The 23,290-nt window shown below is 71.6% G+C and carries 21 protein-coding genes; 16 read left to right on the top strand and 5 right to left on the bottom strand.

Going from position 1 to position 23,290, the window contains the following annotated elements:
* The first annotated feature begins 5 nt into the window (after positions 1-5).
* The 16 genes from ACIQLL_RS10595 to ACIQLL_RS10520 all read left to right on the top strand — a co-directional run bounded on the left by ACIQLL_RS10595 (position 6) and on the right by ACIQLL_RS10520 (position 15,440).
* Positions 6-668, top strand: a complete 663-nt coding sequence (locus ACIQLL_RS10595) for an L-threonylcarbamoyladenylate synthase (RefSeq protein ID WP_402467406.1) — start codon at positions 6-8, stop codon at positions 666-668.
* A complete protein-coding gene (locus ACIQLL_RS10590) occupies positions 665-1,909 on the top strand; it encodes a glycosyltransferase family 4 protein (RefSeq protein WP_402466556.1) in 1,245 nt (414 codons plus the stop codon). Before ACIQLL_RS10595 ends, ACIQLL_RS10590 begins: the two co-directional genes overlap by 4 nt.
* A complete protein-coding gene (locus tag ACIQLL_RS10585; RefSeq protein ID WP_402466554.1) occupies positions 1,906-2,370 on the top strand; it encodes a hypothetical protein in 465 nt (154 codons plus the stop codon). Before ACIQLL_RS10590 ends, ACIQLL_RS10585 begins: the two co-directional genes overlap by 4 nt.
* A 155-nt stretch (positions 2,371-2,525) precedes the next feature.
* Complete coding sequence (gene atpB / locus ACIQLL_RS10580; protein ID WP_402466551.1) at positions 2,526-3,395, top strand: F0F1 ATP synthase subunit A; 870 nt, start codon at positions 2,526-2,528, stop codon at positions 3,393-3,395.
* Positions 3,396-3,516: 121 nt separating this feature from the next.
* Positions 3,517-3,744 carry an ATP synthase F0 subunit C gene (atpE, locus tag ACIQLL_RS10575; protein WP_402466549.1) on the top strand — a complete coding sequence of 76 codons (228 nt, stop codon included), beginning with the start codon at positions 3,517-3,519 and terminating at the stop codon, positions 3,742-3,744.
* A gap of 11 nt (positions 3,745-3,755) precedes the next feature.
* Positions 3,756-4,322: a F0F1 ATP synthase subunit B gene (locus tag ACIQLL_RS10570; protein WP_402466546.1), complete on the top strand. Its 567-nt coding sequence runs from the start codon at positions 3,756-3,758 to the stop codon at positions 4,320-4,322.
* The gene (locus ACIQLL_RS10565; protein ID WP_402466544.1) at positions 4,322-5,137 is read left to right on the top strand and encodes a F0F1 ATP synthase subunit delta; all 816 of its coding nucleotides are present in this window, start codon (positions 4,322-4,324) and stop codon (positions 5,135-5,137) included. Before ACIQLL_RS10570 ends, ACIQLL_RS10565 begins: the two co-directional genes overlap by 1 nt.
* 79 nt (positions 5,138-5,216) lie before the next feature.
* On the top strand, positions 5,217-6,842 hold the full coding sequence (gene atpA / locus ACIQLL_RS10560; RefSeq protein ID WP_402466541.1) for a F0F1 ATP synthase subunit alpha: 1,626 nt from the start codon (positions 5,217-5,219) through the stop codon (positions 6,840-6,842).
* A 4-nt stretch (positions 6,843-6,846) separates the two neighbouring features.
* Positions 6,847-7,746, top strand: a complete 900-nt coding sequence (locus ACIQLL_RS10555; protein ID WP_402466538.1) for a F0F1 ATP synthase subunit gamma — start codon at positions 6,847-6,849, stop codon at positions 7,744-7,746.
* 64 nt (positions 7,747-7,810) lie between these two features.
* Positions 7,811-9,295 (top strand): F0F1 ATP synthase subunit beta, encoded by a 1,485-nt coding sequence (gene atpD / locus ACIQLL_RS10550; protein ID WP_402466536.1) that lies wholly within the window; start codon positions 7,811-7,813, stop codon positions 9,293-9,295.
* A gap of 97 nt (positions 9,296-9,392) precedes the next feature.
* Entirely contained in the window at positions 9,393-9,680 is a 288-nt protein-coding gene (locus ACIQLL_RS10545; protein WP_402466534.1) for a F0F1 ATP synthase subunit epsilon, read from the top strand.
* Positions 9,681-9,693: 13 nt separating this feature from the next.
* Positions 9,694-10,116 (top strand): DUF2550 domain-containing protein, encoded by a 423-nt coding sequence (locus tag ACIQLL_RS10540; protein WP_402466531.1) that lies wholly within the window; start codon positions 9,694-9,696, stop codon positions 10,114-10,116.
* 20 nt (positions 10,117-10,136) lie between these two features.
* Positions 10,137-10,832, top strand: coding sequence for an endonuclease NucS (gene nucS / locus ACIQLL_RS10535; RefSeq protein ID WP_402466528.1), 696 nt, complete (start codon positions 10,137-10,139; stop codon positions 10,830-10,832).
* Positions 10,833-10,884: 52 nt separating this feature from the next.
* A complete protein-coding gene (locus tag ACIQLL_RS10530) occupies positions 10,885-12,150 on the top strand; it encodes an N-acetylglucosamine-6-phosphate deacetylase (protein WP_402466525.1) in 1,266 nt (421 codons plus the stop codon).
* 126 nt (positions 12,151-12,276) lie between these two features.
* Positions 12,277-14,796, top strand: a complete 2,520-nt coding sequence (locus tag ACIQLL_RS10525) for a beta-glucosidase family protein (protein ID WP_402466522.1) — start codon at positions 12,277-12,279, stop codon at positions 14,794-14,796.
* The gene (locus tag ACIQLL_RS10520) at positions 14,793-15,440 is read left to right on the top strand and encodes a YesL family protein (RefSeq protein ID WP_402466519.1); all 648 of its coding nucleotides are present in this window, start codon (positions 14,793-14,795) and stop codon (positions 15,438-15,440) included. Before ACIQLL_RS10525 ends, ACIQLL_RS10520 begins: the two co-directional genes overlap by 4 nt.
* Before the next feature lie 137 nt (positions 15,441-15,577).
* Here ACIQLL_RS10520 and ACIQLL_RS10515 read toward each other — a convergent pair whose 3' ends face one another.
* The 5 genes from ACIQLL_RS10515 to ACIQLL_RS10495 form a co-directional block, all read right to left on the bottom strand.
* On the bottom strand, positions 15,578-17,341 hold the full coding sequence (locus ACIQLL_RS10515; RefSeq protein WP_402466517.1) for a type 2 periplasmic-binding domain-containing protein: 1,764 nt from the start codon (positions 17,339-17,341) through the stop codon (positions 15,578-15,580).
* Between the two features lie 30 nt (positions 17,342-17,371).
* Positions 17,372-18,316 (bottom strand): carbohydrate ABC transporter permease, encoded by a 945-nt coding sequence (locus ACIQLL_RS10510; RefSeq protein WP_402466514.1) that lies wholly within the window; start codon positions 18,314-18,316, stop codon positions 17,372-17,374.
* A 12-nt stretch (positions 18,317-18,328) separates the two neighbouring features.
* Positions 18,329-19,339: an ABC transporter permease subunit gene (locus ACIQLL_RS10505; RefSeq protein WP_402466512.1), complete on the bottom strand. Its 1,011-nt coding sequence runs from the start codon at positions 19,337-19,339 to the stop codon at positions 18,329-18,331.
* 224 nt (positions 19,340-19,563) lie between these two features.
* The gene (locus ACIQLL_RS10500) at positions 19,564-20,556 is read right to left on the bottom strand and encodes a LacI family DNA-binding transcriptional regulator (protein WP_402466509.1); all 993 of its coding nucleotides are present in this window, start codon (positions 20,554-20,556) and stop codon (positions 19,564-19,566) included.
* Entirely contained in the window at positions 20,553-23,267 is a 2,715-nt protein-coding gene (locus tag ACIQLL_RS10495) for a glycosyl hydrolase family 95 catalytic domain-containing protein (RefSeq protein WP_402466507.1), read from the bottom strand. Before ACIQLL_RS10495 ends, ACIQLL_RS10500 begins: the two co-directional genes overlap by 4 nt.
* Between the last annotated feature and the right edge of the window lie 23 nt (positions 23,268-23,290).

Raw genomic sequence — 23,290 nt, 5'->3', positions numbered from 1 at the left:
GCAGCGTGCACGACGTCACCGACTCGAACACCTGGGGCCCTGCGATCGACGAGGCGGTCAACACGATCTCCCGCGGCGCGCTGGTGGTCCTCCCGACCGACACCGTCTACGGCATCGGGGCGGACGCCTTCGACGCCGAGGCGGTCGCCGCGCTCCTGGCCGCCAAGGGGCGCGGGCGCCAGATGCCGCCGCCGGTGCTGGTACCGGACGTCCGGACCCTGGACGGCCTGGCCGTCGACGTGCCCGACGACGCACGGGCCCTGGTCGAGGCGTTCTGGCCCGGCGGCTTCACGATCATCCTGCGTTCCCAGCCGTCCCTGCACTGGGACCTGGGGGAGACCCACGGCACCGTCGCGCTGCGCATGCCCGACCACGAGGCGGCGCTCGCGCTGCTGCGTCGTACCGGTCCGCTCGCCGTCTCGAGCGCGAACCGGACCGGGCAGCCCGCGGCGAACGAGGCGTCGGACGCCGTCGACCAGCTCGGTGACGCGGTCGCCTGCTACCTCGACGGCGGGACCGCGCCGGGCGGGGTCGCCTCGACGATCGTCGACGCCACCTCGGGGCACCTGCGGGTGGTGCGCGACGGCGCCGTCCCGCTGACCGCGCTCCGCGAGGTCGCGCCCGTGCTCGGCCTCGGCGAGGAGCCGGACGAGGAGCCCGCCGGGTGAGGGTCTACGTCCTGGTCATGCTCATCGCCGCGGCGGTGACGTACCTGGCCACCCCGGGCGCCCGGTGGGTCGCCCGCCGCACCAACGCGATCTCGGCCGTGCGTGCCCGCGACGTCCATGTGCAGCCCACGCCTCGGCTGGGCGGGCTGGCCATGCTGCTGGGGATCGTCGTCGCCGTGCTGCTCGCCTCCCAGATGCCGTTCCTCGAGGGCGTCTTCGCCGACCGCCAGGTGATCGGCATCGTCGGCGGCGCGGTCATCGTCTGCCTCCTCGGCTGGGCCGACGACGTCTGGGACCTGGACTGGATGACCAAGCTGGCGGGTCAGGCGCTCGCGGCGGGCTTCGTCGCGTTCAACCAGGTCCAGCTGGTCTCGCTGCCGACCCCCGGTGGCCTCACGATCCCCTCGGCGCGGCTGTCGTTGTTCCTGACGATCCTGGTGATCGTGGTGGCGATGAACGCCGTCAACTTCGTCGACGGTCTGGACGGGCTCGCGGCCGGAATCGTGGCGATCGGCGGCTCGGCGTTCTTCCTGTACACGTACTCGTTGACGCAGCAGGCCAGCCCGGAGGACTACGCGAGCATCGCGACGCTCATGACCGCGGTCCTGGTGGGCATCTGTCTGGGCTTCCTGCCGCACAACTTCTACCCGTCGCACATCTTCATGGGCGACTCCGGCTCGATGGTGCTCGGCCTGGTCTTCGCGGGCGCCGCGATCTCGGTGATCGGCCGCTTCGACCCGACGCTGGCGGCGATCTCCGGCGCCCAGCGCGCGCCGCTGTTCATCCCGCTGCTGCTGCCGCTCGCCGTGGTGCTGCTGCCCCTGCTGGACATGACGATGGCGGTCGTGCGCCGACTGGCGGCCGGGAAGTCCCCGATGGCCCCCGACCGGATGCACCTGCACCACCGGATGCTCGCCCTGGGTCACTCGCACCGCCGTGCGGTCCTGATCCTGTACGTGTGGACCGCCGTGTTCGCCTTCGGAGCCGCCGCGCTCGTGCGGTGGCGCTGGCAGGTGGTGATGGTGTGGCTCGTGGTCGCGATCGTCGTGGCCCTGGTCCTCACGCTCGGCCCGCTGCGCACCCGAGGACGCTTCCTGGACGACGACGTGGCCACGGGAGCGCAGCAGGCCGTCGACGACGAGGCGGGCGTCCGGGTACCGGCCCGACCCGCCGCCCCGTCGGCACCCGGCGCGACCAACCCACGCACGACCTCCCGACCTCGCGAAGGACAGGCACGATGACCACGCCCCCCGCCCCTCGACCCCAGCAGCCGGACGGGCCCGGACCGGACGACGAGTCGACCGCCGCCGAACGGGTCATCCTGCGGACCGCGCTGCGCGACATGCTCGTGCTCGTCGGTGGCCTGCTGGTCCTCGGCTGCGCCGTCGGAGCGCTGGTGGACGGGATGGCGGGGGTGTGGGGCGCCCTCGTCGGCGCGACGCTCGCCGCGTTCTTCTGCGCGACGACGATCTGGTCGATGATGCGCACCATCGGTGCCAACCCGGTCAAGATGTTCGCCCTCATCATGGGGACGTGGATGGCCAAGATCGTCGTGCTCGTCGTGGTGCTCGCGCTGCTCAAGCAGGCGGACTTCTACAACGCGTACGTCCTCGTCGCGGTGCTCGCCCTCGGCGTGGCGGGGTCGGCGCTGCTGGACTACCGGGCGGTCAAGAACACGCGTATGCCCTACGTGCAGCCCTGACGCGACGCGAGAGCCGCGGCGTGCGACGATTGGCCGCGTCAACTTTGTGCACCCAGTCACAATCCCCGGATTGTCGCCGCTGACGGCTCCTCACGGTGTCGGAGCACCGGCGATCATCCGGTAGGCTGTGGCCGAATCCATGACGGCCAGGTCCGATGGTGTGCCGACTCGCGGTGCAGCTGTCGACCGTACGACCCAGGGAGTCCCCTCTGTCTACCTCCGCGACCGCGTTGCTGCTCGCCGCCTCTGAGGCAGAGAGCGGCTTCCACGCGCCGAGCATCGAAGACTTCTTCCCGCCGGCATTCCTCTTCGAGGGCACTCCGCTCGAGTTCAACCGCATCATGCTCGTCCGCTTCATCGCGGCGGCGGCGCTGCTGCTGGTGTTCGTCCTGGCCGCCAAGCGGGCGAAGCTCGTCCCAGGGCGGTTCCAGGTCGCGGTCGAGTTCGTCCTGGACTTCTGCCGCAACTCCATCACCTACGAGGTGATGGGGGAGAAGGCGGGGCGCAAGTACGTGCCCCTCGTGACGACGATCTTCTGCTCGATCCTCTTCTTCAACCTCACCGGCGTGATCCCGTTCCTGAACATCTCGGGTACCGGCGTGATCGGCCTGCCGATCGTCTTCGCCGTCTGGGTGTACGTCACCTATCTCGCGGCGGGCGTCGGCAAGTTCGGGGTGGGCGGGTTCCTCAAGAACAGCCTGTTCCCCCCGGGCGTGCCGAAGGTGCTGTACGTCCTGCTGACCCCGGTCGAGTTCCTGCAGGTCTTCGTGCTCCGCCCGGCGACGCTCGTCATCCGGCTCCTGGCGAACATGATCGCCGGGCACCTCCTGCTCGCCCTGTGCTTCGCAGCGACGAGCTTCTTCCTCCTCGACGCCGACGGCTTCATGAAGGCGTTCAGCGTCGTCACCTTCGCCGGGGGCTTCGCCTTCACGCTGCTCGAGATCTTCGTCGCGGTGCTGCAGGCCTACGTCTTCGCCATCCTCGCCGCCCTCTACATCAACATGTCCATCGAGGCGGAGCACTGACCCAGGGCGCCAGCCCTGGTGGGAGGACCGCCGGTCCCTCCCACCGTCCAGCCGCCCGCCAACAGATTCATGCACGCGACGCCCGCCAACACCGGACGGGCGCCCAACGGAAGGAAACCCTGTGGACGTCACCACTCTCGCCGCAGTCGAAGGCAGCATCGCGACCGTCGGGTACGGCCTCGCCGCCGTCGGCCCGGGCATCGGCCTCGGCATCCTGTTCGGCAAGACCATCGAGAGCATGGCCCGCCAGCCGGAGATGTCCGGCCAGCTGCGCGCCACCATGTTCATGGGTCTGGCGTTCATCGAGGTTCTGGCGCTGCTGGGCCTCGTGACGCCGTTCTTCCTGTGATGGCAGTTCGCATGAACGCCCCCACAGGCGCCGTGATGGCCGCGGAGGAGGGCACCAACCCGCTCCTCCCGGCGACCTATGACATCGTCTGGTCCACGGTGATCGTCGTCATCATCGCCGTCGTCTTCATCAAGTACGTGCTGCCTCGCTTCCAGACGGTCCTGGACGAGCGCACCGCGAAGATCGAGGGCGGTCTGGCCAAGGCCGAGAAGGTGCAGGAGGAGGCCGCGGCTGCGCTGGCCGAGTACCACCAGCAGCTCGCCGAGGCCCGTGCCGAGGCCTCGAAGACCCGCGAGGAGGCGCGTGCCGAGGGCACGGCCATCGTCGCGGAGCTCAAGGCCAAGGCCAACGACGAGGCGGCCCGCATCGTCGAGACCGCGCACCGCCAGATCGAGGCCGAGCGTCAGTCCGCCGCGGTCTCGCTGCGGTCGGAGGTCGGCGCGCTGGCCACCGAGCTCGCGTCGAAGATCGTCGGCGAGTCGCTCGAGGACAGCGCACGGCAGTCGCGCGTGGTCGACCGGTTCCTCGACGAGCTCGAGGCCGACCAGTCGGCGACGACGAGCGTCAAGGAGGCCTGATGCGAGGGACGAGCGGAGCATCGCTGGCAGCCGCCCAGGAGCGGTTCGAGCCGGTGCTGCGGTCCGCGGCCGGCGAGGCGGCCACGCTCGGTGAACAGCTGTTCGCCGTCGTGACCGCGCTCGACGAGTCCGGGGCGCTGCGCCGCTCGCTCGCGGACCCGTCGCGCGACGGCGAGGACAAGGCTCGCCTCGTGGCGGCGGTCCTCGACGGCCGGTTCGACGAGCGTGTCGTCGACCTCGTGTCCGGCCTGGCCCGGTCGCGCTGGTCGGACGAGTCCGACCTGACCGACGCCGTCGAGCGGCTCGGCCTGGACGCCGTGCTCGCCTCGGCGGAGTCCCGCGGTGCCCTGGAGACGGTCGAGGACGAGCTCTTCCGCCTGACCCGGGCCCTCGCAGGACAGCGGGAGACGCGGCAGGCGCTGTCGGACCAGTCCGCGTCGCCCGAGCGCCGTGCGGCACTCGCCGACGCGCTGGTCGAGGGCAAGGTCGACCCGGTCACCCTGCTGCTCGTGCGGCGTGCGACCACGACGCTGCGTGGACGTCGGTTCGTCCCGACCCTCCTGTGGTACGGCGACGTCGCGGCGGAACGCCGCAAGCGGCTGGTCGCCGCGGTCACGAGCGCGACGGTGCTCACCGCCGCGCAGGAGGAGCGCCTCGGGGGCATCCTCGAGAACGCCTACGGCCGCCCCGTGCAGCTCAACGTCTCGGTCGACCCGGCCGTGGTCGGTGGGCTGCGTATCCAGGTCGGCGCCGACGTCGTCGACTCCACCGTGCTGTCCCGCCTGGCTGACGCCCGTCGCCGGCTGGCCGGCTGACCCATTCGACGCCCAGCCGGCCGCCGGTCGGCGCAGATGAACGTTCGGTCGCAGACGCGGCCACGACAGGAGAAGAGCAATGGCTGAGCTGACGATCCGGCCGGAGGAGATCCGGTCCGCGCTGGACAGCTTCGTGAAGTCCTACGAGCCCGAGGGCGCGGTCGCCGAGGAGGTGGGCCGCGTCACCTTCGCCGCCGACGGCATCGCGCGTGTCGAGGGCCTGCCCGGCGCGATGGCCAACGAGCTGCTGCGTTTCGAGGACGGCACGCTCGGCCTCGCGCAGAACCTGGACGTGCGCGAGATCGGTGTCGTCGTCCTCGGCGAGTTCACCGGGATCGAGGAGGGCCAGGAGGTCCGTCGCACGGGCGAGGTCCTCTCGGTCCCGGTCGGCGAGGGCTACCTCGGCCGCGTGGTGGACCCGCTGGGCAACCCGATCGACGGACTCGGTGACGTCGAGACCGACGGCCGCCGCGCCCTCGAGCTCCAGGCCCCCGGCGTCATGCAGCGCAAGTCGGTGCACGAGCCGCTGCAGACCGGCATCAAGGCGATCGACTCGATGATCCCCGTCGGCCGTGGCCAGCGGCAGCTGATCATCGGTGACCGCCAGACCGGCAAGACCGCGATCGCGATCGACACGATCATCAACCAGAAGGCCAACTGGGACTCCGGCGACCCGAGCAAGCAGGTCCGCTGCATCTATGTCGCGGTGGGCCAGAAGGGGTCGACGATCGCCTCGGTGCGTGGCGCCCTCGAGGAGGCCGGCGCGCTCGAGTACACGACGATCGTCGCCGCGCCCGCGTCCGACCCGGCGGGGTTCAAGTACCTGGCCCCCTACACCGGGTCGGCCATCGGTCAGCACTGGATGTACGACGGCAAGCACGTCCTCATCATCTTCGACGACCTGTCGAAGCAGGCCGAGGCCTACCGGGCCACCTCGCTGCTGCTGCGGCGCCCGCCGGGCCGCGAGGCATACCCCGGTGACGTCTTCTACCTGCACTCCCGTCTGCTCGAGCGCTGCGCCAAGCTGTCCGACGAGCTGGGCGCCGGGTCGATGACGGGTCTGCCGATCATCGAGACCAAGGCGAACGACGTCTCGGCGTACATCCCGACGAACGTCATCTCGATCACGGACGGCCAGATCTTCCTGCAGTCCGACCTCTTCAACGCCGACCAGCGCCCCGCCGTCGACGTCGGCATCTCGGTGTCGCGAGTCGGTGGTGACGCGCAGGTCAAGGCCATGAAGAAGGTCTCCGGGACGCTGAAGCTCGAGCTGGCGCAGTACCGCTCGCTCGAGGCCTTCGCCATGTTCGCCTCCGACCTCGACGCCGCCTCGCGCGGCCAGCTCACCCGCGGCGCGGTGCTCATGGAGCTGCTCAAGCAGCCCCAGTACACGCCGTACCCGGTCGAGGAGCAGGTCGCGTCCATCTGGGCGGGGACCAAGGGCAAGCTGGACGACGTGCCGGTCTCGGACGTCAAGCGGTTCGAGTCCGAGCTCATCGACCACCTGCGCCGCAACACCGACGTCTTCGACGCGATCGTGTCGTCCGGCAAGCTCGAGCAGGACACCGAGGACGCGCTCGCCGCAGCGGTCGACGACTTCCGTGACGGGTTCCTCAAGGGCGACGGTTCCGCTCTCGTGGGCGGCGACGCCGCCGACGAGGCGGACGTCGAGCAGGAGCAGCTCGTCGTGCAGAAGAAGGGCTGATCGTATGGCCGGAGGATCCCAGCGCGTCTACAAGCAGCGGATCAAGTCGACGCAGTCGCTGAAGAAGATGTTCCGCGCGCAGGAGCTGATCGCGGCCTCCCGCATCAGCAAGGCGCGTGGCCGCACGGCCGCGGCGGCACCGTACGAGCGTGCGATCACCCGCGCCGTCTCGGCGGTGGCGACGCACGCCTCGATGGATCACCCGCTGACCACGGAGCGCCACGACACCGATCGTGTCGCGGTGCTGATCGTCTCCTCGGACCGCGGCATGGCCGGCTCCTACTCGGCGTCGATCATCCGCGAGACGGAGAGGCTCGTCGCCCAGCTCACGGCCGAGGGCAAGGAGGTCGTGCTCTACGCGGCCGGCCGCCGGGCGATCTCCTTCTACAAGTACCGTGGCCGCGAGCTGGCCGGCCAGTGGTCGTACGGCTCGGACTACCCGCAGCCGGAGGTCGCCGGGGAGATCGCCGACACGCTGCTCGGTGCGTTCCTCGCTCCGGCGGCCGAGGGGGGCGTCAGCGAGCTGCACGTGGTCTACACGCAGTTCGTCAACATGGTCACCCAGCGGCCGCGCGTCGTGCGGATGCTGCCGCTCGAGATCGTCGAGGGTGTCAGCACCCCGGGCGAGGACGAGCTGCTGCCGCTGTACGACTTCGAGCCCGGCCCCGAGAAGGTGCTCGACGCCCTGCTGCCGCGGTACGTGCGCAGCCGCATCTTCAGCTTCATGCTGGAGGCCGCGGCCTCCGAGCTGGCGTCCCGCCAGCGGGCGATGCACACCGCGACGGACAACGCCGAAGACCTCATCCGCAACTACACGCGCCTGGCGAACCAGGCCCGCCAGGCGGACATCACCCAGGAGATCAGCGAGATCGTCTCGGGTGCTGACGCCCTCGCGTCGTCGTGACCGCCAGCGGCCGACGTCGTCGATCGACGAACTCACACCCGAACCTTTCGAAGCGAGGCAACCCATGACCGCCACCACCGCGGAAGCCCCGACGGGCGCGGCGCCGACCGAGCCGGGCACCGGCCGAGTCGCGCGTGTGATCGGACCCGTCGTCGACATCGAGTTCCCCGAGGACTCGATCCCCGACATCTACAACGCCCTGACGGTCGACATCGACCTGTCCGGCCAGGGTGAGGACGAGAACTCGTTCACCCTCACGCTCGAGACCGCGCAGCACCTGGGCGACTCGCTCGTGCGCGCGATCGCGCTCAAGCCGACGGACGGTCTCGTCCGTGGGGCCGTCGTCACCGACACGGGTGCGCCCATCTCGGTGCCCGTCGGCGACGTCACCAAGGGCAAGGTCTTCAACGTCACCGGTGAGGCCCTCAACCTCGCCGAGGGCGAGACGCTCGAGGTCACCGAGCGGTGGCCGATCCACCGCAAGCCCCCGGCGTTCGACCAGCTCGAGTCGAAGACGACGATGTTCGAGACGGGTATCAAGTCGATCGACCTGCTGACCCCGTACGTCCAGGGCGGCAAGATCGGCCTGTTCGGCGGTGCGGGCGTCGGCAAGACGGTCCTCATCCAGGAGATGATCCAGCGCGTGGCGCAGGACCACGGTGGTGTCTCCGTGTTCGCCGGCGTCGGCGAGCGCACCCGTGAGGGCAACGACCTCATCGCCGAGATGGACGAGGCCGGCGTCTTCGACAAGACGGCCCTCGTGTTCGGTCAGATGGACGAGCCGCCGGGCACGCGTCTGCGGGTGGCCCTGTCCGCGCTCACCATGGCGGAGTACTTCCGCGACGTGCGCAAGCAGGACGTGCTGCTGTTCATCGACAACATCTTCCGGTTCACGCAGGCCGGCTCCGAGGTCTCGACGCTGCTCGGCCGGATGCCGTCCGCGGTGGGCTACCAGCCGAACCTCGCCGACGAGATGGGCCTCCTGCAGGAGCGCATCACCTCGACCCGTGGTCACTCGATCACCTCGCTGCAGGCGATCTACGTCCCGGCGGACGACTACACCGACCCGGCGCCGGCCACGACCTTCGCGCACCTGGACGCCACGACGGAGCTCTCCCGCGAGATCGCCTCGAAGGGTCTGTACCCGGCGATCGACCCGCTGACGTCGACCTCCCGCATCCTGGACCCGCGGTACGTGGGTCAGGAGCACTACGACGTCGCGACCACGGTCAAGCAGATCCTCCAGCGCAACAAGGAGCTGCAGGACATCATCGCGATCCTCGGTGTGGACGAGCTCTCCGAGGAGGACAAGACGCTGGTGGCGCGCGCTCGCCGTATCCAGCAGTTCCTGTCGCAGAACACCTACATGGCCAAGAAGTTCACGGGTGTCGAGGGTTCGACGGTGCCGCTGAGCGAGACCGTGGAGGCCTTCAAGAAGATCTCCGAGGGCGAGTACGACCACGTCGCCGAGCAGGCCTTCTACAACATCGGCGGGCTCGAGGACCTGGAGCGCAACTGGGCGAAGATCCAGAAGGAGTACGGGGCCTGAGGCCGCGTCCCGCCACGCTGACGCGTCGTCCTGCCGGCCGGTCCCACGGCCGGCAGGACGACGCACCACCCTCGACTGAAGAACCCTGGAGCCTGACATGGCAGAGCTGAACGTCGACCTGGTCGCGGCCGACCGCAAGGTCTGGTCCGGTGCCGCGCGCGAGGTCGTCGCGCCGTCGGCCGACGGTCAGATCGGTATCCTCGCCGGCCACACCCCGCTGCTCGCGGTCCTGCGACCCGGCACCGTCAAGGTGTTCACCGCGCCGGGGCAGGTGGCGGTCGAGGTGCAGGTCACCGGAGGTTTCGTCTCGGTGGACACCGACGTCGTCACCATCGTGGTCGACGACGTCACCGAGGTGTCCGGCCGCGAGAGCTCGCTGGCCTGAGGCCCCGTACGACATGGGTGGGTACCTGCTCGCGGCACTCGGTGCGGTGGTGCTCGTGCTCGCCCTGGTGCTCGTGGCGGGAGCCTCCCGGTTGCGGACGCTGTCCCACCGGGTCGGCTCGTTCCAGTGCAGCGCACGGGCCGGCTCCCGCCCCGACGCCTCCTGGTCGGTCGGTATCGCCCAGTACGGCGTCGGACGGATCGACTGGTGGCGCTGCTGGTCGCTGGCCCCGCGTCCGGCGCGGACCTGGCAGCGTGATCGGCTCGCGATCACGGGCCGTGCGCCGCTCGACCAGGCGGGCCAGCCCGACCAGTACCTCGTCCGGTGCCGGTACGACGGCGTCGACTTCGAGCTGACGATGTCGTCGGGCGCCTATGCCGGGCTGGCGTCCTGGTTGGAGTCGGCGCCGCCCGGCCGCCGCGACCTCGTCCTCTGAACGCTGATCGAAGGAGGACCGTGCGACTCGTCGTCGCCCGCTGCTCGGCCCGCTACACCGGCCGGCTCACCGCGCACCTTCCCCTCGCCACCCGGCTGCTCGTCGTCAAGGCGGACGGCAGCGTGCTGCTGCACTCCGACGGCGGGTCCTACAAGCCGCTGAACTGGATGAGCCCGCCCTGCACCCTGGCGGTGTCCGGCCCGGGTGGCGACGCCGCAGAGCGCGGCGTCACCGAGGTGTGGGTGGTCCAGCACCAGAAGTCCGACGACCGGCTCGAGATCGACCTGCACGAGGTGCTGCACGACTCGGCGCACGACCTGGGCGTGGACCCAGGCCTGGTGAAGGATGGTGTGGAGGCCCACCTCCAGGAGCTGCTCGCGGCGCAGATCGAGCTGCTGGGCAGCGGCCACTCGCTGGTCCGCCGCGAGTACATGACGGCGATCGGTCCCGTCGACATCCTGGCGCGCGACGGCGCCGGGGCCGCGGTCGCCGTGGAGATCAAGCGCCGGGGGGACATCGACGGTGTGGAGCAGCTCACGCGTTATCTGGACCTGCTCAACCGGGATCCGTTGCTGTCCCCGGTCCGGGGGGTGTTCGCCGCGCAGGAGATCAAGCCGCAGGCCCGCGTGCTGGCCACGGACCGGGGCATCGACTGCCTGCTGCTCGACTACGACGCGATGCGCGGTGCGGACGACCCGGAGTCGCGGCTCTTCTAGGAGTTCGGAAGGTTAGTTTCCAAACTCGGTCGACGTGCGGCACCATGGAGCCATGACCATCGATCCCGACGCCGGAGCCGTCGTCCCGGAGCCCCCCGAGGTGTTCGCCCTGCGCGGGGACGTCGTGACCCCCGGCACCCTCGTACCGGACGGTGCCGTCGTCGTGGCCGGGGACCGGCTCGTCTGGGTCGGTCCCGCCGAGGAAGCGGCCGCCGCCGGTCTGGGCGACGTCGTCCATGCTGCTGCGGAGCCGGAACCCGGCACGCTGGTGCTGCCCGGTCTGGTCGACCTCCACGATCACGGCGGGGGCGGCGCGAGCTTCCCCGACGCCGTCACCGTCGACGAGGCGATGGTGGCAGTCGCCGAGCACCGGCGCCACGGCACGACGACGATGCTCGCCTCCCTCGTCACCGCCGGTGCCGACGAGCTGCTGGCCCGGGCCGCCCTGCTCGCCGAGCTGGCCGACGCCGGGGAGATCGCCGGGATCCACGCCGAGGGGCCGTTCCTCTCCCCGGCCCGTCGCGGTGCCCACGATCCCGACCATCTGCTCGCCGGTGACGTCACCCTGGTCCGGCAGCTCGTCGACGCGGCGCGCGGCCACCTGCGGACGATGACCGTCGCGCCCGAGGTCGAGGGGATCTCGGGCCCCGGCGGCGTCGCCGACGCGCTGGTCGGCAGCGGGGTCGTGCCGTCGATCGGCCATACCGACGCCACCACGGAGCAGGCCGAGGAGCTGATCGCGCAGGTGACGCAGGCCCTGGCCGCCGCGCCGGGCCCGCGCCGCCGCATGACGGCGACCCACCTGTTCAACGCGATGCGACCGCTGCACCATCGCAGCGCGGGTCCGATCCCCGCCTGTCTGGCGTCGGCACGCCGGGGGGACCTGGTCGTCGAGCTGATCGGGGACGGTGTCCACCTGGACCCGGCCATCGTGCGCACCGTGATGCAGACCGTCGGCGCGGACCAGGTGGTCCTCGTGACCGACGCGATGGCGGCCGCGGGGATGGCCGACGGCGCCTACGACCTCGGTCCGATGTCGGTCACGGTGTCCGACGGCGTGGCGCGGGTGGCGGACCCCGACCACCCCGACGGCGGGCCGATCGCCGGAGGGACGGCCCACCTCGTCGACGTCGTGCGTGCCGCGGTGGCAGCGGGCGTCCCGCTCGTGGCGGCGGTCCGCTGCGCGTCGTGGGTTCCGGCGGGAGTGCTCGGACTGGACGACGTGGGCGGGCTGGTGGCCGGACGACGTGCCGACATCCTGGTCACCGACCGCGATCTGCGGGTGCAGCACGTGTGCCGGGGCGGCCGCCCGGTCTGACCGGACGGAGGGTCCCGCGCCGGGGCCTCGTTGCCCGGAGGCGTGCGAGGTCGCTACCGTACGTCGAAGCGCTTCGACGTCGTCGCCGCCCCGCACCGCCGCACCGCCGCGGCCCGAAGGAGTCTCATGGACGTGCCCCTCTTCCGCGACCACCGACGCCCGGCGACCGAACGCGCCCGCGACCTGCTGTCGAGGTTGACGCCGCAGGAGCGCGTGGCGATGCTGCACCAGCACGCGCCGGCCGTGGAACGGCTGGGTCTGGCCGCGTTCCACACGGGGTGCGAGGCCCTGCACGGTGTCGCCTGGCTCGGTCGGGCCACCGTCTTCCCGCAGCCCGTCGGTCTGGCGGCGACGTGGGACGCCGACCTGGTCCGCCGTGTGGGCGACGCGGTGGCCACCGAGGTGCGGGCCAAGCGCGCGGCCGATCCCGACGTGAGCCTCAACGTGTGGGCCCCCGTGGTCAACACCCTGCGGCACCCGGGGTGGGGGCGCAACGAGGAGGGCTACTCCGAGGACCCCCACCTCACGGGCCACCTGGGCGCGGCCTACAGTCGTGGCCTGCGCGGCGACCACGAACGGGTCTGGAAGACCGCGCCGACGCTCAAGCACTTCCTGGCGTACAACAACGAGTCCGACCGCTCGTCCACCAGCTCCGACCTGACCGGCCGGACCCTGCACGAGGAGGAGCTGCCGGCGTTCCGGGACGCGATCACCACGGGAGCCGTCGCCGCCGTCATGCCCTCCTACAACCGGGTCGACGGCGTGCCGGCGCACCTGCGGGACGACCTCCTGGCCGAGCTGAGGTCCTGGACGAACCGGTCCGTCGCCGTCGTCTCGGACGCCGCAGCACCCACGTTCGCCGTAACGCTGCAGGGCTCCCACCCCGACCGCGTGAGCGGCGACGCGGCGATGCTGCGTGCCGGCGTCGACTCGTTCACGGACGACGACGCGAACTCGGCGCCCACGGTGGAGCGGATCAGCGCGGCCCTGGATCGCGGCCTGCTGACCATGCAGGACGTCGACCGGGCCGTGCTGCGGCTGCTGGAGCTGCGGGTGCTGACCGGGGAGGTCGACGACCCCGGGCTGGACCCGTACGCCGGTCTCGGGCCGGGCGCCGTCGACCTGCCCGAGGCTCGCGCGCTCGCCCGCGAGGCGGCCACGCGGTCCGTCGTCGTGCTGCGGAACGACGCCGGGGTGCTGCCGCTGCCCGCCGATGGCTCGGTCGCCGTCGTGGGACCGCTCGCCGACACCGTGCTGACGGACTGGTACTCGGGGACGCCGCCGTACACGGTCACCGTCGCGGACGCGCTGCGCGAGCGTCACGGTGACGACGCCGTCGCGGTGGCCACCGGAGCCGACGTCGTCGCGCTGCGTGCCCGCAGCACGGGCTGCTACGTGGCGGCCTCGGCGGAGGGCTCCCGCGTCGTCGCCGACGCCACCGTGGCCGGCGACGACGCCCGATGGGAGGTGACCGACTGGGGTGACGGGCTGCTCACGGTCAGGTCGCAGCGCTCCGGAGGACTGCTCACGGGAGCCGCGTGGCTGCTGCGCGCCGATGCCGGACGCGTCGGGGGGTGGGAGGTCCAGGAGAGCTTCCGGCGGCACGTGCACCCCGACGGCACCTGGTCGCTGCTGCACCTGGGTTCGGGACGATGGGTCCGGACGCAGCGGGGGACCGGCGTGCTGTGCGCCGAGGGCCGCACGCTCGACGACGCGGAGCGGTTCGCCGTGCGCCTGCTCGGGTCCGGTGCGGCGAACGTGGCCGAGGCCGCCGCCCGGTGCGACGCCGTCGTCGTCGCCGTCGGGAACGATCCGCACCTGAACGGCCGCGAGACGCAGGACCGCCCCCATCTGTACCTGCCCGACGCCGCCGTCGAGATCTGGCGAGCGGCGGTCGAGGCGAACCCGCGTGCCGTGCTGGCGCTCGTCTCGAGCTACCCGTACGTTCTCGGACCGGGCGTCGCCGAGGCCGCGACGGTCGTGTGGACCAGCCACGGGGGTCAGGAGCTGGGGCACGGGCTCACCGACGTCCTCGCCGGCGCGGTCGAGCCGACGGGCCGGCTCGCGCAGACCTGGCCGGCGCGGCCGGAGCAGGCCGGAGACCTCTTCGACTACGACACCCGGGGCCAGCGGGTGACGTACCGGCACCTGCCTGACGACGACACCGGGACGCCCACCTTCGCGTTCGGGCACGGGCTGACCTACGGCGCCGTGAGCTACGGGGACCTCGAGCTCGGCGCGACGTCGGTCGTGGCGCCGCCGCCGACCAGGGACCATCCGCCGCTGCGGCCTCGCGACCCGTCGTCGTCGACCGTGGTGACCGCGCACGTGGCGTTGCGCAACGACGGCGAGCGACCCGCCGAGGAGCTCGTCCAGATGTACTCGCTCGGCTGCCCCCGGGTCGACGTGCCGACGCCGGTCCGGCTGCTCCTGGGCTACCGGCGGGTCCGGCTCGAGCCCGGCGAGGCCCAGGTCGTCACGATCGCGTTCGACGTCGCACGGCTGGCGGTCTGGCAGCAGGGGAGCGGGGGTGCCCTCGACGGCGTCCTGGTCGTCCAGCCCGGCGGGTACGAGCTCGCCGCTGGGCCGTCCAGCGTCGAGCTGCCGGCGCGTGGGATCCTGGGCGTCGTGAGGACGACGCCGTGAGGATCGACCCGGAGGGGCGCAACGTCCAGGGAGTCACCACGCTCGTGCTGTTCGTGGTGCTCAACCTCGCCTACCTGGTCGCCTGTCTGCCGGTCGTCACGATCGGGGCGGCCACGAGCGCGCTGTACGAGGTCACCCTGCGGTACGCCGACGACGAGCGGGGCGACCTGGTGCGCGGGTATCTCGTGGCCCTGCGGACCAACCTGTGGCGGGGGACCGCCGTCCTCGTCCTGCTGGGTGTGCCGACGGCGATGCTGGCGTTCAGCGCGGTCTTCTGGTTCTCCATGGACGGCCTCGTCACCGCCGTGGCGGGCGCGCTGTCGGCCCTCGCGGCGGCCGCCACGGCGTCGGCCCTGATCTACGGGTTCGCCCTGGCCGCGTGGTTCGACGCGCCGGTGGGCCGCACGGTCCGCAACGCGCTGCTGCTCCCGCTCGTCGAGCCGGCACGGACCCTGGGGCTGGTCCTCCTGCCGGTCACCGCGGCCTGCGTCGTCGTCCTGGTGCCGCAGACACTCTTCCTCGTCGGGACGATCGGCTTCTCGTTCGGCGCCTACGTGAGCGCCTTCGTCCTGCACGGCGTCTTCCGCCGTCGGCAGGCACACCCGTCCGAGCTGGAGCCGGTCAGCCCGCACTCGGGGCAGTGAGGACCCGCCCGTGCGACGTCGTCGGACCGTCACCGCATGCCGCGGCCCGCACGCCGCATGCCGCACGCCGCAGGGCCCGGGCAACATGCCCGGGCCCTGCGGCGAGCCGTGCGCCGGCCGGCGCCGTCGTGCCGTGATCAGCCGAACTCGGCCGCGACGGCCTCGCGGGCGGCGTTCTGCTCCTCGGCGTTGGCCATGTCGACGTCGAGGACCTTCTGGTAGCCGAGCCCGTCGACCGTGTCCTGCAGGGAGGTCAGCAGCGTCTCGAACTCGGCCTCGTCCTGGGCGAAGACCATCTTCCACGAGTGCTCGATGATACTGGCCTTGACCTGGTTGCGGATCGCCTCGATCTCGCTGTCGTCCGCGGGGGCGGTGTAGCTCGACCCCGGCGCCACGAGCAGCTGGTCGTTGGCCTGCAGGTACTCCAGGGTGCTCGTCGCGTCACCCATCGTGGCGGCCCAGTCCTCGGTGAGCGGGTTCGCCACGGCTTCCTGGTAGCTCGGCCAGAAGGTGTAGTTGTACGGATAGCCGGTGTCCGGGTCGGTGTCCTTGGGCAGCACCGTCGAGACGTTGAGGGTCGACACGCCGTCGGTGTAGGCGCCGCCGCCCCACTCGGCCGGCACGTCCGCGCCGCCCTCGAGGAAGACCTGCGTGCCGAAGTCGGTGAGCGCCGGCTCGCCCGCGTCGTCCAGCTCCCAGGTCAGGTCCTGCGGCCCGGCCGCCGCCCCGGTCTGCGAGGAGTTGAGGTGGACGCCCTCCGGCGAGTACAGCCAGTCGATGAACGCGGCCAGGCGGGCGGGGTCCTCGGCGCCGGAACCGATGCCGAGGATCTGCTTGCCGCCGTAGACCTCGGCGCCGTAGGAGAAGATCTCCTGGTCCTGCATGGGGGCCAGCATGAAGCCCTTGCCGTCGGCCATCCGCTCCTCGGTGTTGAAGGCGGACTGTCCGAGCCACGGCCACCAGGACAGGAGCACCTGCCCGTTCTGGTACTTGGAGAACATCGTGTCGTAGTTCTGCGTGGTCGACTCCGGGTCGACCAGACCCCGCTGGTTGGCCTCGAAGTAGAACCTCAACGCCCGGACGTACTCCGAGTCGGGGTCGACGATGCTCTGGTAGTCCGAGCCGTCCGCCTTGGCGAGCACGAACCCGAGCTCGTCGTAGCCGTAGAGGGTGGCGGGCTGCTTGGCCGTGACCATCATGTTGCCGTCCCAGTCCTTGAACAGGGAGATGGCGTAGGTCTTCTGGCCGTTGTCGGCCTGCGGCTGCGCCTCCTGCATCTCCTGCAGGACGGGCAGGAGGTCCTCGAGCGTCCCGATCTCCGGGTACCCCGCGTCCGCGTAGAGGTCCCAGCGCAGGTAGGGGCCGAACGTCGGCTCCAGGCCCTCGGACGGCTCCGTCGGGCTGAGGCTCGAGACCGAGGTGGGGAACCCGTAGATGCCGTCCTTGCCCTCGTTGAGCTGGTCCACGGCGGCGCCGAAGGGCGCCACGTGCTGCATGGAGTCGTAGTACGACGACGCGTCGAGCAGGAGCCCGCCCTCGACGAGCTCGTCCATCTGCTGGCCCTTGTCGACGACGACGAGGTCGCCCAGGTCCCCGCCCGCGACGCGGGTGTTGTACAGCGTGTCGCCGCCGCCCGCGACGTTGGGGGCGATGATGTTGAGCTCCATGTTGAACTTGTCCTCGACGACCTTGCCGAACCAGCCGCTCTGGATGCCCATGTAGTTGGCGAGCCCGTCGTAGACGTCGACGGTGATCGGATCGGCCTGCGACCAGTCCTGGTCGACGCTCTGCGGTGTGGAGGACTCCTCCGAGCCGTCGCTCCCCGGCCCCGTGCAGGCGGTGAGGGAGAGAGCTCCGAGCAGTGGTGCGATCAGGATCGCCGCGCACTTCCTGGTCTTCATGACACCCCTTCGTGTGATGGTGGTACGCGATCAGCCCTTGACCGCGCCGAGCATGATGCCCTTGACGAAATACCGTTGGAACAGCGGGTAGACGAAGATGATGGGCAGCACGACGAGCACCGCGACCGTCATCCGGATCGACGTCGGTGTCTGCGACGTGGCCGCGGACACGATGGAGCCGAGGTTCCCCTCGGCGTTCTGCGCCGCCTGCGCCAGGCTGCTGGCCTGGTTCGTGTACGTGTAGAGCAGGTACTGCAGCGAGTAGAGCTTCTGGTCGGTGATGTAGAGCAGCGTGTCCTGGAACGAGTTCCACTGCGCCACCGCCGTGAAGATCGCCACGGTGGCGAGGATCGGGGTCATGTTCGGCAGGATGATCCGGAAGAAGACCCGGAACGTGCCGGCGCCGTCGATCTCCGCGGCTTCCTGGAGCGACCGGGGCATCGACTCGACATAGGTCTTGACGAGGATGATGTTGAAGGGCTGGACGATCACCGGGATGATGTACACCCAGAACGAGTTGGTCAGCCCCAAGGACTTCATCGTGATGTACATCGGGATGAGTCCCGCGCTGAAGTACATCGTGAAGATCGTGAGCCGGTACCACAGGGAGCGCTTCCACATGCGCTCCTGCGTGAACATGAATCCGAGGAACGCCGAGGCCAGGACGGTGCACGCCGTACCGATCACGGTGCGGGCCACGGAGACGGCCGCCGCGCTCGTGAGCCCGTCCAGTCCCATGATCTGCCGGTAGTTCGACAGGTGCAGGCCCTGGGGGAACAACCGGACGTCCCCGAGCGCGCTGGCGTCGTTGGCGCTCACCGAGTTGATGATCAGGTAGTAGAACGGATAGGCGCACAGCAGCGCCATGAGCAGGAACCCGCCGTAGTTCACGATCGCGAACGGGATGTCGCCGCGGGTCCGCTGCAGGCTCGGCGGGACGCTCTTCGTCTTCTTCGACCTCTTCGTCGTCGTCATGTCGTCCCGCCCTCAGATGATCGAGGTGCCGCGTGCGCGCTTGGCGACGGCGTTGGCCGCGACGAGCAGCAGCACCGAGACCAGGCTCTTGAGCATGCCGATGGCCGTGGCCATCGACAGGCTGTTGCCCGTGATGCCGATGTTGTAGACGTACAGGTCCAGCACCTGGATGTACTCCTTGTTGAAGGCGTTCTGGAAGACGAAGTACTGCTCCATGCCGTTGTTGAGCATGTTGGCGATGGACAGCACCAGCAGGACCACGTAGGTGGGCATGAGCTGGGGGAAGGTGATGTACCGCATCAGCTGGAAGCGGCCGGCGCCGTCGATGCGGGCCGACTCGTACAGCGCCGGGTCGATCGACGTGATGGCGGCGAGGTACATGATGGCGCCCCACCCGAGGCCCTTCCACAGGCTCCAGAGCAGCATCGTCAGCCAGACGTGCTGGTCGGTGTCCAGGAACTTGATCGGTGCGGTGATGAGGCCCCAGTCGCCCAGGACGGAGTTCACCAGGCCGGAGGTCGAGAAGAGCGAGAACGCGATCATGTAGACGAGCACCCACGAGATGAAGTTCGGGAGCGTCGTGAGCGTCTGGACCGCGTTCCTGAACCACGGGGCCCGGATCTCGTGGAGCAGCATCGCGAAGAACACGGGCAGCAGCGAGGTGGCGAAGCCGAGGAAGCTCATCGCGAGCGTGTTGGTCAGCACCTGCCCGATCTGCCGGAGCTGGGTGGGCGAGGACACCAGCATCTCGAACCACTGCAGGCCGACGAACTCGCTCCCTGCCAGTCCGAGCGCCGGGCGGTAGTCGTAGAACGCGGTGGCCCACCCGGCGAGCGGGAGGTAGGAGAAGGCGAAGACCAGCACGAGGAACGGCGCGATGATCCAGAACATCGTCTTCGAGGACCCTGTGCTGGTCCCCGGTCGGCGGCCACGGCGGCGGACGCCGGTCGGCTCGCGCGACGCGGCGGGCGCGACGGCGGTGGCCGCCTCGGTCGACGTCGTCGTCCCCTGGGTGAGACTCACCTGTCACTCCCTCGTGATGGTCGGCGCCGGACGGGCATCGTCGAAGCGCTTCGAAATTGATATCACTGCGGGCGATGCTCGCGCAACGGTGTCCGGGGACCGGTTCCCCCGATCGGGTGGGATCGTGACCATGGCGCGTCCGCGCCGCGGGGGGCGTCGCAGGGCGGGACGGGACCGCCTCCCGGGGGACCGGAGGGCCGTCGGAGGCTCGCGTCAGCGCACCGTCAGGCGGCGTGCCCCCGCACGGTGAGGACGGGGGCCAGCAGGCGGGACTCCGCCGGCTTCTCGTCGTCGAGCCGCGCCAGGACCATGTCGACGGCCACCCCTCCGATCACCTCGCCGGGGATGTCGATGCTCGTCAGCGGCACCGCCTGTGCCGTCGCGACGGCGGTCGGGCACAGCGCGACGACCGAGACGTCGTCGGGCACGGCCTGCCCGCGCTCGGCGAGCCGGCCGAGCACGTGGGGCAGCGCCCGCTCGTTGTGGACGAGCAGGCCCGTCGTCCCCGGCGCGCGGTCGAGCACGGTGTCCACGGCACGCCGTGCCCCGTCGGGTGTGGTCTCGCAGGCCTCGATCTCCCCGGTCAGGGAGTGCTCGGCGCAGGAGTGACGGAACCCGCGGATGACCCGGTCGGCATAGCTCGTGTGGCGTGCCACGACCTCCGGCGGAGGCCCCAGCAGGGCGACCTCCCGGTGCCCCTCGGCGGCCAGCCGCGAGGCGCCGAGCCGCCCGGCGGCCTCGAAGTCGAGGTCCACGCAGCTCAGCCCGGCGGGATCCCGCGGCAGCCCGATGAGCACCGTCGGTTGCCGCAGCCCGCGCAGCACCGGCAGGCGCTCGTCGTCGGCCTCGACGTCCATCACGATGATCGCGTCGACCATCGACCCGGCCGCGACCCGCTCGATCCCTCCGACGTCGTCCTGCGTCAGGAGCAGGACGTCGTGGTCCGCCGCACGGGCCTGGGTCACCACCCCGGTGACGAACTGCATGACGACGGAGACGTCGACCCCGGCCCGCAGCGGCACCATGAGGCCGATCACGTTCGTCCGGCTGGACGCGAGGGCGCGTGCGCCGGCGTGGGGGCGGTAGGACAGGTCGGCGATGGCCTGCTCGACGCGTCGGCGGGTCGGCGTCGAGATCGAGCGCTTGCCGGACAGGACGTAGGAGACGGTGGAGGCCGACACTCCGGCCGCCTTGGCGACGTCCTCGATGGTGGTCACGGTCTGCGCTCCTCGGGGGCGGTGTCCGCTGCTCCTCCGCGGTGAGGAGGCGGGTCGGTGCGGTCCTCGGGTCGAACCTGGTGGTCGAGGATCAAGATATCCCCGGCAGGGACCCGGACCCGCCGCGAACCGGCCGGGAGCCCGGGCGAACTTTGCTCGGTGCGCGGCACGGGGCCGACGCTCACGGTGACGTCCACGTCACGGTCCGCCGGGCCGTGCAGGACCACGCGCGCGGCCCGACCGCCCCGCCAGGAGACGTCCACGCCCACGCCGCCGCGGGCGCGCAGGCCGCTGACCTCGCCGTCGGGCCAGGCTGCGGGCAGGGCGGGCAGCACGTCGAGGTGCGGGTGGCCGTCGGTCCCGCGGTGCGACTGCAGCAAGAGCTCCGCGACGCCGGCGGTCAGGCCGGTGCTGCCGTCGAGCTGGAAGGGCGGGTGGGCGCTGAAGAGGTTCGGGTACAGCCCGCCCCGGTGCTCGCCCCCGGACCCGACGGGCCGCAGCGCCAGCAGCAGCTGGTCGTGGGCGCGGTCGCCCCGGCCGAGCCGGGCCCACAGGGCGAGGCGCCAGGCGAGGGACCACCCCGTGGACTCCCGTCCGCGCCGCTCGAGGGAGCGCTCGGCCGCGGCCGCCAGTGCCGGCGTCGTCCTCGGGTCGAGCGTCCCCAGCGGGAACAGGCCGACGAGATGGGAGAGGTGACGGTGCTCCGGTTCCGCCTCGGGCAGGTCCTCGCCCCACTCCAGGAGCCGGCCCCCGGGTCCGACCCGCGGGTCGGGGAGCGCCGCGGCCGCGTTGGCGAGCTCCGCCACCCACGGCGGGTCGAGGCCGAGCGTCGCGGCCACCTCGCGGCAGGCGTCGGAGAGCCAGCGGATCAGGGCGACGTCCATGGTCGCGTCCGTCGTGACCGCGGCGGGCCGCCCGTCAGGAGCGACGAACCGGTTCTCGGGCGACGTGGACGGGCTCGTCCGTACGACCGGGTCCGCACCCTCGGCGGGAGCGACCGGCCGGATCCAGTCCAGCGCGAACGCCGCAGCCCCGCGCAGCGTCGGCCAGGCGTGGCGCAGGGCGTCGACGGCGGCGGCCCGGTCGCCGTCGAACCGGGCGTGCTCGACCAGGTGGTGGCAGAGCCAGATCCCGCCCATCGGCCAGGCGGCCCACGACGCGTCGCCGTGGCCCGCGCCGACCGGGGCGGCATGACCCCAGGCGTCGGAGTTGTGGTGGGCCACCCATCCGCGGGTGCCGTACAGCCGGCGCGCGACCTGCGCGCCGGGTCCGTCGGCGAGCCGCTGCACGAACTCCAGCAGCGGTGCGTGGCACTCGGCCAGGTCGGTGGTCCCGGCCGGCCAGTAGGCCATCTGCAGGTTGATGTTCAGCGTGTAGGCACTGCTCCAGGGGCCCGGCAGCCACGGGTTCCACAGGCCCTGGAGGGTGGCCGGGAGCCCGCCGGGGCGCGAGGACGACATGAGCAGGTAGCGCCCGTGGTGGAACGCCAGCGCGGCGAGGCCCGGGTCCGGCCGGCGCGCGGCGGCGGCCACGCGCCGGTCCGTCGGGAGGCGGCCGGCGCCCTCGGCGGAGGGCAGCACCAGGCGCACCCTGTCGTACAGGCGGCGGTGCTCGGCGACGTGGGCGGTGAGCAGGGCGTCGCGCACGTCGGTTCGGCCGCGTCCGGCGACGTCGGTGGCGAGCTGGTCACGGAGCCGGACGACGGCGGACGGGACCCGGCGGGCACCGGGCGGGTCGGTCGTCGCCGTGGCGATCCTCAGGACGTGGAGGGTGGCACGGCCCGTGCGCAGGACGCCGTCGGCGACGACGGCGTCGGGGTCGTCGAGGGCGCGGACGGCCACGAGGCCGCGCCGACCACGGGCGGGGGCGTAGCGCACGCCGCCGGAGTCCGGCTCGTGGTCGGGGGGCACGTCCACGGGAAGGTCGACCGCATGCACGAGCGTGGCGTGCTGCCCGAGCCCGTCGGGCCCGTCGAGGCCGACCGGCGGGTCGTCGGTGGCGGGCAGCAGACCGCCGAGCCGGACCGTCAGGCGCACGGGCCGTCCCGCGCGAACCGTGTGCACCAGGGCCCCGCCGTACGCGTCCGCCCAGGTCTCCTGGACGACGCTCCCGGTCCCGGCGGTCGTCCAGCAGTGGGTCGCTACCCCGGTCCGCAGGTCCAGCCGGCGGGTGGCGCCCGCGGGGAGCGCGCTCGCCTCGCGGTCGTCGAGCCCGGGGCCGCCGGAGGGGGCCGGTCCGGGTGCGGCCGAGACCTCGATGTCCGCCTCGGCCAGGGGCAGGAACGCCTGGGCCCAGGGTGTCTGCAGGTCGGCGAGGAGCCGTTCGGCGGAGCGGACGTCGCCGTCGGACAGGCTCTGCCGGATCCGTGCCAGGTGCTCGTGCCCGCCGGCACGGGCGCCGGCGAGCGGGTCGCCGCCGGACGTCCCGGACCAGGCGGTGCCGTCGTTGAGCCACAGGTGCTCGGTGCCGGGCCGCCCCGCGCACATGGCGGCCCGGTGCCCGTTGCCTACCGGGAGCGCTTCGACCCACACCGCCGCAGGACGGGCGTAGCGGAGCAGGTGCAGGTCGTCGGGAGCCTCCGCCGTCGGGCCGTGCGCCCCGGCCGGTCCATGGGTGCTCCCGCCCGCCTCGGTCTGCTCCGGAGGCGAGGGCGTGCCCGCGTCGGCCGGAGCGGAGCGTGGGGGCTGGTGGCGACGCTGGACACCCGGCATCCGGTCAGGCTAGCGTGTTCGAA

The sequence above is a fragment of the Isoptericola aurantiacus genome, assembly GCF_044769875.1.
Taxonomy (GTDB): Bacteria; Actinomycetota; Actinomycetes; order Actinomycetales; family Cellulomonadaceae; genus Isoptericola; species Isoptericola aurantiacus.
Note: the sequence above shows the minus strand (reverse complement) of the source record. Positions and strands in the feature narration are given on the sequence as shown.

Excerpts from the sequence above, each read along its gene's own strand:
- ACIQLL_RS10585 (WP_402466554.1), top strand. The coding sequence starts at position 1,906 with ATGACCACGCCCCCCGCCCCTCGACCCCAGCAGCCGGACGGGCCCGGA.
- atpB (WP_402466551.1), top strand. The coding sequence starts at position 2,526 with ATGGTGTGCCGACTCGCGGTGCAGCTGTCGACCGTACGACCCAGGGAG.
- ACIQLL_RS10570 (WP_402466546.1), top strand. The coding sequence starts at position 3,756 with ATGAACGCCCCCACAGGCGCCGTGATGGCCGCGGAGGAGGGCACCAAC.
- ACIQLL_RS10565 (WP_402466544.1), top strand. The coding sequence starts at position 4,322 with ATGCGAGGGACGAGCGGAGCATCGCTGGCAGCCGCCCAGGAGCGGTTC.
- atpA (WP_402466541.1), top strand. The coding sequence starts at position 5,217 with ATGGCTGAGCTGACGATCCGGCCGGAGGAGATCCGGTCCGCGCTGGAC.
- ACIQLL_RS10555 (WP_402466538.1), top strand. The coding sequence starts at position 6,847 with ATGGCCGGAGGATCCCAGCGCGTCTACAAGCAGCGGATCAAGTCGACG.
- atpD (WP_402466536.1), top strand. The coding sequence starts at position 7,811 with ATGACCGCCACCACCGCGGAAGCCCCGACGGGCGCGGCGCCGACCGAG.
- ACIQLL_RS10545 (WP_402466534.1), top strand. The coding sequence starts at position 9,393 with ATGGCAGAGCTGAACGTCGACCTGGTCGCGGCCGACCGCAAGGTCTGG.
- ACIQLL_RS10540 (WP_402466531.1), top strand. The coding sequence starts at position 9,694 with ATGGGTGGGTACCTGCTCGCGGCACTCGGTGCGGTGGTGCTCGTGCTC.
- ACIQLL_RS10530 (WP_402466525.1), top strand. The coding sequence starts at position 10,885 with ATGACCATCGATCCCGACGCCGGAGCCGTCGTCCCGGAGCCCCCCGAG.
- ACIQLL_RS10525 (WP_402466522.1), top strand. The coding sequence starts at position 12,277 with ATGGACGTGCCCCTCTTCCGCGACCACCGACGCCCGGCGACCGAACGC.
- ACIQLL_RS10515 (WP_402466517.1), bottom strand. The coding sequence starts at position 17,341 with ATGAAGACCAGGAAGTGCGCGGCGATCCTGATCGCACCACTGCTCGGA.
- ACIQLL_RS10510 (WP_402466514.1), bottom strand. The coding sequence starts at position 18,316 with ATGACGACGACGAAGAGGTCGAAGAAGACGAAGAGCGTCCCGCCGAGC.
- ACIQLL_RS10495 (WP_402466507.1), bottom strand. The coding sequence starts at position 23,267 with ATGCCGGGTGTCCAGCGTCGCCACCAGCCCCCACGCTCCGCTCCGGCC.